The following is an 11,700-nucleotide window of genomic DNA, read 5'->3' on the forward strand; positions in this document are numbered from 1 at the left end:
CCTCCTTACTCAGCCAATTTGTTTTCGAGAATCTGATCTGATGTGAAGTTCTCGATCCCCATATAATACTCAGCTGAATCGATCAGTGCCTGCTGCGGAACCAGTCCGATGACTTCCGTTCCTACAACAGTGACGCCGTAGCGCTTCGCTTCAAAGCGTACCATCTCAAGCGCTCTGTAGATGGAGGTCTTTGTGTAATCGGTGAGGTTCATGGACACCTGAGCGATATTGCGGTCCTTCAGGAAGACCCCCATGCCCTTGACATAGCGAAGTCCACCTCCGATGTGTCTTACCTTCTTCGCAATGGCATCAGCGATGGCCACATCCGAAGTATTCAGGTTCACATTGAATGCCACCAGTGGCATTCTGGCTCCTACAGCCACCACGCCGAAGGATTCGTGAGGCATCTCTGGCCCGAAGTCGCTCTGCCAAAGCTTCTCCTGCATCTTTTCCTTCATGCCTTCAAACTGACCTTTTCTGATTTTGGCCAGATTTTCCCTGTGGGCCGCCGATGCACTTCTTTCATAGAGAAAGACCGGAATGTCAAGCTTTCCGATTTCCTCCGCCACTTCTTTTGATAGAACCACCGCTTCTTCTATGGTGTAATTCTTGATGGGAATAAAGGGAATCACATCGCAGGCGCCCATTCTAGGATGTTCTCCTTCATGCTTTCTGAGATCGATGTGTTCCTTGGCCACTTTCACTGAAGCGATGACCGCCTCTTTCACGTTCTCCGGTTCCCCCACCAGGGTGACCACGGTTCTGTTATGGTCCCTGTCGCTGGAATAATCCAGAAGCTTCACGCCGTCTTTTCCTCTGAAGCAGTCCACAATCTTCTCAATGACTTCCTTGTTTCTTCCTTCACTGAAATTCGGTACACACTCTACTATTCTTTCCATTTACTTTCCCTCCAAAACTTTATCGATAATGCTTTCTTCCGTTATCCTTGGAATGGTGATCTGTCCTTTTCCTTCTTCATTGAACCTTACACTGGTTTCCATGGCATGCTCATTTCTTGCCCAGGATCTTCTGGCCACGCCGCCCATGACATCCCAGGGCATGGCCATCTTCAGGATGGTATCCACGCGCTCACTGCCATCCAGAACCATTCCGAATCCGCCGTTGATGGATTTGCCTATCCCGACGCCTCCGCCGTTGTGAAGGGCAACCATGCTCATACCACGTGCCGCATTTCCTGCGAAGCACTGCACGGACATATCCGCCATGATATTGGAACCGTCTTTGATGTTTGCCGTCTCTCTGAATGGAGAGTCTGTTCCGGATACGTCATGATGGTCTCGTCCCAGCATGATAGGTCCGACTTTTCCTTCTCGTACCAGTCTGTTGAATTCCAGAGCGATCTTCAGCCTTCCTTCTGCGTCCTGATAAAGGATTCTTGCCTGGGTACCTACTACCAGTCTGTTCTTCTCCGCATCACGGATCCAGTTGTAGTTGTCCATATCCTGGGCTCTTCTGTGACGGTCGATGCAGTCCATGGCGGCTTTGTCCGTCATGGACAGATCTTCCTTCTTTCCGGAAAGGCAGACCCACCTGAAGGGTCCGTATCCGTAGTCAAAGAGCTCCGGTCCCATGATGTCTTCCACATAGGAGGGGAAGATGAATCCGTCATGCTCATTGTATCCGTTCTTCGAAATATCCTTCACCCCTGCATCATAGACCGCTTTCATGAAGGAGTTTCCATAATCGAAGAAGTAGGTTCCTCTGTCTGAAAGAATCCTGACCAGTTCAAAATGTTTCACAAGGGTCTCATCCACCAGCTTTCTGAAGGCTTCTCTGTCTTCCTCCAGAAGCCTTGTTCTTTCCTCGAAGGTGATGCCGCTTGGGCAGTACCCTCCATCATAAGGTGCATGACAGCTGGTCTGGTCTGACAACAGATGAATGGTCTTTTCATGGTCCACCGCATAGGACAAGAGATCCACGATATTGCCATGGAAAGCGATGGACAGCGCTTCCTTCTTCTTCATGGCTTCTTCTGCAAGGCGGAAGGCTTCTTCCGGTTTATCTGAAACCACTTTCACCCATCCTTGATCCGTTCTTGTCCGGATTCTGCTCTCATCCACTTCCGCAACAATGGACACAGCTCCTGCAATGTCAGAAGCTTTAGGCTGCGCTCCACTCATGCCGCCAAGGCCTGAGGATACGAAGAGATAGCCTGCCAGGTTTTCTTCGCCCACAAGTCCAAGCTTCATTCTTCCGGCATTCAGTATGGTATTGAAGGTGCCATGAACGATCCCCTGCGGCCCGATGTACATAAGCCCACCTGCAGTCATCTGACCATAGTTGGCCACGCCCATCTGCATGGCATGATGCCAGTTCTCCTGATTGTCGAACATCCCCACCATCATGGCATTGGTGATGATGACTCTTGGTGCCATTTCATGACTCTTGAAGATGCCCAGTGGATGCCCGGATTCGATGACCAGCGTCTCATCCTTCCTCAGCACCTCCAGATATCTCTTGATCAGCAGATACTGCATCCAGTTCTGACAGACCTGACCTGTTTCTCCGTAAGTGACCAGTTCGTATGGGTAAAGGGCTACGTCGAAATCCAGGTTGTTGTCCAGCATCACCTGAATGGCTTTGCCTTCCACGCAGTTTCCCTTGTACTCTTCGATGGGTTTCCCGTAGAGTCTTCCCTCCGGCCTGTAACGGTATCCGTAGATTCTGCCATGGGTTTTCAGCTCTTCATAAAATTCTCTGGCCATGGTCTCATGATGCTCTTCTGGAATATAGCGCAGCGCATTTTTCAGCGCAATCTTCGTATCTTTTGTGTTAAGATCATATCCCCGATTGGGTGCACGCCGGATTCCTTTTCTGAACTCTGGATAAGCCGGAAGTGGTCCTTCCAGCTTTATTTTCATGGAGTTGTCGCTTCTTGTATTCATTGAACTATTCTCCCCCTTAAAACGTTTTCTTCACTATCTCTATTTTATATGCAAAACCTTAAACATTAAACAGCAAAAACCGGAGTTTTTCGATTGCATTCCTATTCTTTAAAATATTCTGCCTATTAGACACAGATGTGTCAATGAAGCTCACAATTATTGATGGATTCACAGAAAGTATCCTGAAAAATTTCCGGTTATAAAGAAAGTTCTAATAAATTTTTAACACGTCTTTAATTTAAAGAAGGTATTCTTGATACAAAGAGGAGGTATGAAATAATGCGTAATAGAACATCCTACTATATTGGTCTCATCCTGATCATCATCGGTGGCGCCGCCTTATACAATGCGGTATTTCTGGATAACCTGTTTTCCATGAGCAACATGTGGCCGCTGTTTATCCTGCTGCCCGGACTCTTTCTGGAAATCGACTATTTCTCGAATTTCAGAAGACGTGACGCCAGTGTTCTGATTCCTGGCGGACTGCTCACACTGATTGGTACCTATTTTCTCATCAGACAGTTTGTACCCATCATGGACAGTCTATCCGGACCCATCTTCATGGTGATTCTCGGACTTGCACTCCTTCAGTACTATGTGGCCAAGCCCAAAGATCGAGGGTTGCTGGTGATTTCACTTGCGCTGATCCTCATCGGTGCCTTCATCGGTTATGGCAGATATCTGGGGGAATTCCCCTACTGGCTGAACTTTGATACGGTTCGCGCCCTGGCCATTCTTCTCTTTGGTGTCTATCTGGTCTTCAGAACCACAGGAAGAGACAGAAAGCCTGATTCCACCTATAGACCGAAAGAGACATACAAAAAGGACGCTTCCGTCAGCAGAGATGACGTGATCTACGACCGTGACAAGACCTCTGGCGAGGAAAAAGCAGAAAAGAAACCTGAATAAGAGTGAAAAAGAAACGGCAGATGGTTCACCCATCTGCCGTTTTTCATTGACCTTGTTTACTGCTATTCTTCCTCTTTCCAGGAAACCTCGTCGATGATGATGCCTTCCACTTTATCTTCTTCCTTATAGAACTGATCAGCATCTCCATAGATCTTCGTTTCCTTCGTGATGATGGAATCTGCTTTTTCCTTCATGGTTTCCTTGAATTTCTGCGCACTTTCCTTCAGATCATTCACCGCATCCTCGGCTTTGCCCTTCAGATCTTTGAGATCTTCTTCCTGAAGTCTTACATGGACTTTCGTGATGCTCTCATCCAGAAATCTCTCCACGTTCTTTCCCGTGTCTGACCCCATTTCTCTCATGGTCTTTATGCTCTTGTATGCCAGAGGCTCATTGCCCAGCTTCAGTGCCAGAAGCCCGAAAGCTTCACCTGAAACACTCATGACATCATTTGTGATCTTTCCCACATTCTTTGCAAGATCTTCGATTATCTTCTTTTTCTTGTCTTCCATCTTCTTTCCCCTCCAATTACTAGAAACTGTTCTTCGGTATGATGAATTTCACTTTCTTATCTTCCAGCCTGAAATGCGCTTCACGCCTGGCTTCCAGTTCACCGTCGATATTGAGAAATACCGGCTCGTCACTGTAAAGATCCACGGTCTTTGCACGCATAAGGGTCACTTCCTCAAGGTCCATATGCTTTCCAGGCACTGCTTTAGGAAGAAACTTTATGATCTTCGCTCGGGTGATGTCTCTTACCAGAATCACATCAAGAAGTCCGTCTCTGAAGTCCGCCTCCGGTGCGATCTTGATTCCACCACCATAGTACTTTCCATTGGCAATGGCCACCATGAACGCTTCTGTCTGTATCTCCTTCTGATCTACAAGCATCCTGAGATTGAGATTCTTGAAGTCCTTTGCGGTATCAAGAACCGATGCCAGGTAAGCGAACTTATTGGGTAAATACCTGGTGTTCTTGAACTTTTCCACATTGTTGACCACAGAAGCATCAAAACCCATGGAAGCGATGTTGATGAAATATCTGCCATCTACTGAGGCTACATCGATTTCTTCTTCTGTTCCCAGTACAGTATTCATGAGAATTCTTCTACGATCGAATTTCGTCACGATACTTTTGACGAAATCGTTGCCTGATCCTCCAGGTATGCATCCCAGAGAGGAACCGGATCCGATCATGCCGTTTAAGACCTCATTAAGGGTTCCATCTCCACCCACCGCATAAATACGATAGTTGTCCATGGACGAATACCTTCTGGCAATTTCCGTGGCATGGCCTTCTTCCTTTGTATAGACAATCTCATAGGAGATATCCTGATATTTCAGTTTCAGTTCATTGAACAGCTTATGAATGGTATTGGTCATTTTCAGAGCGATACCATTACCTGCCACTGGATTGACGATAAATAAATGCTTTACTACACCCATAATATACCTCTAAATTTCACTATCTGAATTCATTTGTCAAATCTTATCAAATACATTGTATCCTAAATAACTGATTTTGTTAATTTATAATTTGCACCTTAAGAAAATATTCATAAGGTATACGCTATCCTGTATCGTATAAGCCAGATCCGATGAAAGAGCATCTGATATTTATTCTCCCGGAGCCGGACACATACAATGACAGCCTGCAGAAAAGATTACCCTCATCTGCAGGCTGTAGTGTCTTTATGGTCATTTTCTGTTCTGGACGAATATGATTTTTCTTCCATGTGCGGAAACCACATCGGTCCATCTCTTCACGAATTCACCTCTCGCCCACTCTGCCATGATGATTTCTTCTTCTTCTTTGATTTCGATGAGCTGCAGTGGTTCTTCCGCAATCTCATTTACGCCGATGATATTATACATCATAAGGTACTTAGGTGTTCTTACCAGAAGGAAGCTGTTCCCCGGCGCATTGAATGCATCGATGGCCTGCGGCACACGCTCCTTGACACTGACCCAAGGGACTGTCAGATCATCATATGTCACAATGTCCCGAACCGGTTTAAGCGCGATGGGCACTTTATAGACCTGTTCCTCATTTTCCTCATTCATGGCAAGAAGTCTTGATTCCATCATCCAGTACCCATGGTGCCTCTTCAGGATGAAACTGCTGAACAGATTTTCCTTGCTCACGGTTTCCTTCTCCAGTGCCTCTTCTCTTTCTATGACCTGATCTGCAGAATTTATGAAAGCTGTCACGCCATCCTTCGGATCCAGTTCATTGATGTTCGCCGGTCTGTAATTATTGTAGTTGTCTACCGAAATGGTCATGGCCTTGGGCATATTGGCATTTGATGCGTCACCTGATTCTGTAGAGACAAGGCTTACATAATTATTCCCGACAAACTCGACTTCCAGGAAGGTGCTCGGGTAGTTGTAGTCGATTTTGTCTTTGACATTGCTGGGGGTTCCTGTGATGGCATAGATATTCAGTCTTTCCTTTTCCGTGCCATCCACTTCATCCCGCTGCACTTCCAGCTTCCAGAACTCTTTCCTTGGAAAAAGAATGTTGTCCACTTCATACACTTCCTGGATTTCACCATCGTTTGTGATCCAGAGCGTTCTGTAGCTCTGTTCCAGCGTTTCCTCATCTCGTTCCCCACGAAGACCGATGAGTACGCCTGCTCTTGGTTCGAAGAGACTGTCATTTGCCATTGCAGCTTCAGGTGCACCGCCGAACTCTTCGGACGCTGCTTCATCCATAATGAATACTTCCGCGGGTTCATCCTGGACCCTGGAAAGGGTGATGAAATTATTACCCTTGACCACGGCGATGTGCTCCTCGTCCAGCCTGAACACCTCATAGAAGGCGCGGTCTGTGCTGTTGATCCTGATGACCTCGAGGCTTTCCTTCGTCAGCTTGAGCCTGGACGGATTCACTCTGTACTTCTCCAGAAAATAATCGAAGGTGTTCACAAGCTTGGAGATGTATCCCGGCAGTTCCACCTGCTCAAGTCCTACTCTGGCCCCTTGCATTGAAAACTCCGCTGTGAAATCGCTGAAATTCGTTTCATCCACGAATTTCCCTTCTTCCAGGTTGATCACATCTTGAAAGACATACCTTCCTTCAATGGAAATTCCTGGTGTATGGGGCTTCATGACACTTGCCTTCACATCGTCCATACCAAAGGAGCATCCGGATAAAGTGAGCATGAGAAGAAGACCCAGCAGAAGTCCTATTCCTTTTTTATACCAGTTTTCTTTGTTCATGACACTACACTCCTTGTGGTAGCCTGAGGGTGATTTTCGTTCCCTCATTCACTTCGCTTTCTATGAGCAGTTCTCCTCCATGGAGAAGAGCGATTTCATCACAGATGGAAAGTCCGATTCCATTGGATGAATTCGAAGTCTTTCCTTTATAGAACTTTTCCTTCACATTTTTAATGTCTGTCTCGGATATTCCGGTTCCATTATCTTCCACGATGAAATCCACCCCGGTTTTATTTCTGATCATCCGCAGTGAAATCTCTCCTTTTCCTTCTTCTGTGAACTTGAAGGAATTATCCAGAAGATTGATGAATACCTGCTTCAGTCTGTTGAGGTCTGCATAGATGGTGCCCATTTCTTCCTCTTTTTCTATGATAAGCTTCTTTTTCTCACGATTGGCCCGATTCTCCATATGATGATGGATGAAGTCGAAAAGTTCACGCACATCAATGCGTTCCTTTTCCAGTGTGATCTTTCCTGAAACAAATTTCGAGAAATCAAGCAGCTCATCCACCATGCTTTTCAGTCTATCGCTTTCATTGGAAATGATATCCAGGCCCTGTTCCAGAAGCTGGTAATCGGTGGAAGGATCCTTCAGCGTCACCGCCCACCCTTTGATGGAAGTAAGCGGAGTTCTCAGTTCATGGGAGACGGAAGAAATGAAATCATTTTTCAGTTCCTCTTTTTTCTTGATTTCACTGGCCATGTGGTTCAAGGTATCGGAAAGCTTTCCGATCTCATCCTCATGCATTTTCACGCTGACCACATTATAGTTTCCTGTCGCCATGATTTCCGCCGTCTTTGTCAGTTTTTCAATGGGGCGTATGAATCGCATCCCCAGAATATTGCTGATGAACGTGGAAATGATGATCACCGCGATGCCGAAGACAATGAAGTTCATGATGATGATACCCATGGAGCTCTCCACCCCTCTCAAGGAAGTGATGAACCGAAGTACACCTACGATTTCATTGTTTCCATAAAGCGGCTTTGAAACCGCCATAAGCTTTTCTCCTGTGACAGGATGGGTGTAGATCGTGGATCCGCTGTTTCCTTCCAGCGCCAGCTGCACATCCTCCGCCTCCAGGACCCCTTCCGGTCTGTTTCCAGTGGAATCCAGAAGCACACTGCCTTCGAGACTGATGATCTGTACCATGGCACTTGACTGCCTCCAGAAAGCATCCTCGTCATTGGCCACATTCTGTTCCAGTGTGTCATCCGCATAATACCTGGCATAGGTGTCCGTCGCCACGGAGAGCTGATTGTATAAGGTGTCTCTTACGTTGTTGTTGAAATAGGAACGAAGCACACTGGCTAAAGCGATATCTGTAATGACCAGAGTCACGATGATGATGATCAGATAGCTTATGGCTAGTCTGGATTTCAGACTGTTTCTTAACCTCATAGTACTCCCTTTTAACCTTTCGTGAATTTATTGCTATTCTTTGCCCCATCTGTATCCGGTTCCCCATACAGTCTCGATGTACTGGGGTTCGGAAGGGTTGTCTTCGATCTTCGCTCTCAGTCTTCTCATATTCACATCCACAATTTTCGGATCCCCTATGAAGTCATAGCCCCATACCAGGTTCAGAAGCTCGTCTCTTGAGAAAGCCTTTCCTTCATTTTCCAGAAAGATCTTCATGATCGCAAATTCCTTTGGTGTCAGTTCAATGTATTCTTCCCCTTTTCTTAGGGTCTGCGAATACTTGTCCATGGTGAAGACGCGGCTCACAAGAAGCTTTCCTTCTTCTCCGATGCCCTTGGCATCCTCCAGTCTTCTGATCAGGGCTTTTGTTCTGAGAATGAACTCAGTGGGATTGAAAGGCTTCACCACATAATCATCCGCGCCATGTTCCAGCCCTGAAATCTTGTCCAGGTCCTGCCCTTTCGCTGTCAGCATGATGATGCCGATGTTCGGATGCGTCTCTCTTAATCTTCTGCAGACCTCAAATCCGTCTATACCCGGAAGCATCACATCGAGCACTGCCACATGTGGTTTTTCAAGTTCTGTCAGTCTCAATGCTTCTTCTCCGCTGCCCGCTTCTATGACGGAAAACCCGTTGCGTTCGAAATTGATTTTCAGGAACGCTCTGATGCTGGATTCATCTTCGCAAATAAGTATCTTCATTTAAGTTCACCTTCCTATTGATTCAGTTTTTCTTCTTCTACCGTGTTTCCTTTTATTTCAGAATACCAAAGCTGTATCCTTCATTTCTCAGCGTATCAATGATCATGGGAAGAGACTCTGTTGTCATTGTCTTGTTCTCCGCATCGTGCATGAGCACCACAATCACATCTTTCACATTGGTGTACACAAGGGACTCCATGACAAAAGCCGCAAGGGCTTCCGGATCTTTGGGTCTTCTTGCTGTAGGCTCTGAATCTCCATTCATGGCATTCCAGTCGATATACTCTATTCCATCTTCATTGAGATATGCATCAGCCTCTTCAATGCCTTTCCAGCTCATGTGACCTCCAGGATATCTCACCACATGGGACTTGAAATCCTCTTTTCCTGTCACTTCTCTGATCTTCTCCTGAAGAAGATCCATCTCGTCCTTTATGAATTCCTTATCTGCTGTATTGCCAGGATAAAGCTTCTCATATACATGGGTATAACTATGAAGTGCAATGGCGCTTCCTTCCTCAAGGATTCTGTTCAGCACATCTCCTGAAGTAGTACTGTTTTCAATACTGGTGCCGATGGTGAAGAACGTTGCCGCTGCATCTTTCTCTTTCAGGATATCCAGTATTTTCCCTGTATTCTGTGGACTTGGTCCATCATCAAAGGTCAGAAAGGCGATCTTCTCGCCCTCATAGGCTTCCACCCCAGTGATCCAGTTTCTCACATCCCTGGTACTATAGGCATAGTCCGAAGCCTCGTGGATATGATTGGCGTTCTTCACCAGATCCTTCGGATTCACCTCTATGACTTCAGGAAGAGGTTCCTCTTCCGCTTCTGGCTCCACCACGATGGGCGTCTTCGAAGTGAATTTATCTTCTCCTATGAGCTTAAAGATTGTGAGACCTAAAACCGATCCGATGACAAGCACAAACAGGACGGTGATCAGAATCCCTTTGGATTTCTTCTGGGTTCTGTAGTACGTCCCTCCACTGTTATTGAATATATTCTTATTTTTTTTCATAAACCCTCCGGTTAATCTATATCCATTGTATGAAATATCAACATCTATTTTGTTACAAAGCAGATTCATTTTCCGTAAATCATATGCATACACATACCATTTTTATTCTACCATAGATTCGTGCACAGTTGATTCATCTGTTCTGTCTTCCTTAGGTTATCACAATTTGATTATATAGCAGAATGATAATAATATTCTACATCTGTTCTTAACCTTTACAAGATGTTCACCTCCATGCGTTCTAATGGAATTGCAATATAGAGGGATTAATTGTAGAATTAGATAAATAGACCGTTCATTTTTCATAAGGGCCTGTTCTGATGAACTGCCAGAAAAGTGATCAATTTTAGAGGAGTGAATAAAATGTTTGGAATGTTCAAGAAAGAAGGCGCAATTGTTGCCCCTGTATCAGGAAAGACTATAGATATCAAAGATGTGCCAGATGCAGTCTTTGCTGAAAAAATGGCTGGCGATGGCCTGGCCATCGACCCCACCGGAGACACCTTCGTGGCACCTGCTGATGGTGAGCTGACTATGCTTTTCGGTACAAAGCACGCCTTCGGCATGACACTGGACAAGGGCGTACAGATTCTGGTTCATATCGGACTGGATACAGTCTCCTTGAACGGTGAAGGATTCACCGCTATGAAAGAGCAGGGGGACAAAGTCAAGAAAGGTGATCCGATCGTAAAGATCGATCGTGAGCTCATCACATCCAAAGGATTTTCACTGATTACTCCAGTGATCTTCACAGATATGGATGTCCTGAAGAGCTTCGAACCCCATGTAGGCATTGATGTCGAAGCCGGTGAAACAACCGTACTGACCTATAAAGCAAAATAGAATCGAAACGCAAAAAGAAGTTCATCTTTACGGTGAACTTCTTTTTCTGTGTTTTCTGTTTTCGTAACATAAAAAGCTTTGATTATGAACAGTAATGACGTCAGAGATTGAAAAAGTAAGTAATATCGTCATCATGAGCAGATTCTCCACCGACTGATTCATACAAAGCACAAGCGGCTCGATTAGATTTTTCTGTAACAAGAAAAAATCTGCATATACCAGTAAGTTTGCACAATGACTTCACTCCGCTTAAAATATGCTTGCCGACACCTTGTCGCTGAAATTCGGGAAGTACGCTAACTTCATGGATATATAACATATTTCCTATATTATTCAATCTGTTAAGCTCGTAACCATATGCAAACCCGATCACTCTATTGTTTTCAATACAAGCAAAAATAAGGCACATAGGATTTGCTAAAAACAGACGCGCATTTTCTTCGCAAATGAAATTACTGCGAAAATCTCCCTCCATCTGACAGACTAAATCCAAATCGCAAATCCCCAGTTTTCGATAGATTCTTTTATCCATACCACACCATCCTAATTTGAAAATGAAATAAACCATTCAGTATATACAACAAATGCATTATTACGTCTGAATCTATAGTGATAATTATACTATATTCTCAAATGACATTCTATTTTCGATTACAGATTTTAAACAGCGCCAAATA

At 45.2% G+C, this 11,700-nt stretch carries 11 protein-coding genes; 2 read left to right on the top strand and 9 right to left on the bottom strand.

What is annotated here, in order from left to right; all coding sequences use genetic code 11:
* Positions 1–5: 5 nt before the first annotated feature.
* On the bottom strand, positions 6–899 hold the full coding sequence (ftcD, locus tag ACHAL6_RS14415; protein WP_395271371.1) for a glutamate formimidoyltransferase: 894 nt from the start codon (positions 897–899) through the stop codon (positions 6–8).
* Complete coding sequence (locus tag ACHAL6_RS14420; protein ID WP_395271372.1) at positions 900–2,906, bottom strand: urocanate hydratase; 2,007 nt, start codon at positions 2,904–2,906, stop codon at positions 900–902. It lies immediately after the preceding gene.
* 279 nt (positions 2,907–3,185) lie between these two features.
* Here ACHAL6_RS14420 and ACHAL6_RS14425 point away from each other — a divergent pair, with 279 nt between their 5' ends.
* On the top strand, positions 3,186–3,815 hold the full coding sequence (locus ACHAL6_RS14425) for a hypothetical protein (RefSeq protein ID WP_395271373.1): 630 nt from the start codon (positions 3,186–3,188) through the stop codon (positions 3,813–3,815).
* Between the two features lie 62 nt (positions 3,816–3,877).
* Here the strand turns inward: ACHAL6_RS14425 and ACHAL6_RS14430 are convergent, their stop codons facing one another.
* From ACHAL6_RS14430 to ACHAL6_RS14455, 6 genes are all read right to left on the bottom strand, one after another.
* On the bottom strand, positions 3,878–4,327 hold the full coding sequence (locus tag ACHAL6_RS14430) for a hypothetical protein (protein ID WP_395271374.1): 450 nt from the start codon (positions 4,325–4,327) through the stop codon (positions 3,878–3,880).
* 19 nt (positions 4,328–4,346) lie between these two features.
* On the bottom strand, positions 4,347–5,261 hold the full coding sequence (locus ACHAL6_RS14435) for a diacylglycerol/lipid kinase family protein (RefSeq protein WP_395271375.1): 915 nt from the start codon (positions 5,259–5,261) through the stop codon (positions 4,347–4,349).
* Positions 5,262–5,513: 252 nt separating this feature from the next.
* The gene (locus ACHAL6_RS14440; RefSeq protein WP_395271376.1) at positions 5,514–7,037 is read right to left on the bottom strand and encodes a hypothetical protein; all 1,524 of its coding nucleotides are present in this window, start codon (positions 7,035–7,037) and stop codon (positions 5,514–5,516) included.
* Between the two features lie 4 nt (positions 7,038–7,041).
* Complete coding sequence (locus ACHAL6_RS14445) at positions 7,042–8,439, bottom strand: sensor histidine kinase (protein WP_395271377.1); 1,398 nt, start codon at positions 8,437–8,439, stop codon at positions 7,042–7,044.
* A 33-nt stretch (positions 8,440–8,472) separates the two neighbouring features.
* The gene (locus ACHAL6_RS14450) at positions 8,473–9,162 is read right to left on the bottom strand and encodes a response regulator transcription factor (RefSeq protein WP_395271378.1); all 690 of its coding nucleotides are present in this window, start codon (positions 9,160–9,162) and stop codon (positions 8,473–8,475) included.
* A 52-nt stretch (positions 9,163–9,214) separates the two neighbouring features.
* Entirely contained in the window at positions 9,215–10,180 is a 966-nt protein-coding gene (locus tag ACHAL6_RS14455) for a polysaccharide deacetylase family protein (RefSeq protein ID WP_395271379.1), read from the bottom strand.
* A gap of 363 nt (positions 10,181–10,543) precedes the next feature.
* Between ACHAL6_RS14455 and ACHAL6_RS14460 the strand changes: the two genes are divergently transcribed.
* A complete protein-coding gene (locus tag ACHAL6_RS14460; protein WP_395271380.1) occupies positions 10,544–11,023 on the top strand; it encodes a PTS glucose transporter subunit IIA in 480 nt (159 codons plus the stop codon).
* Between the two features lie 100 nt (positions 11,024–11,123).
* On the opposite strand, the gene ACHAL6_RS14465 is transcribed toward ACHAL6_RS14460, so the two are convergent.
* A complete protein-coding gene (locus tag ACHAL6_RS14465) occupies positions 11,124–11,555 on the bottom strand; it encodes a GNAT family N-acetyltransferase (protein WP_395271381.1) in 432 nt (143 codons plus the stop codon).
* Positions 11,556–11,700 lie beyond the last annotated feature (145 nt).

The organism is Proteiniclasticum sp. C24MP (assembly GCF_043951855.1).
In the GTDB taxonomy this organism is placed as follows: Bacteria; Bacillota; Clostridia; order Clostridiales; family Clostridiaceae; genus Proteiniclasticum.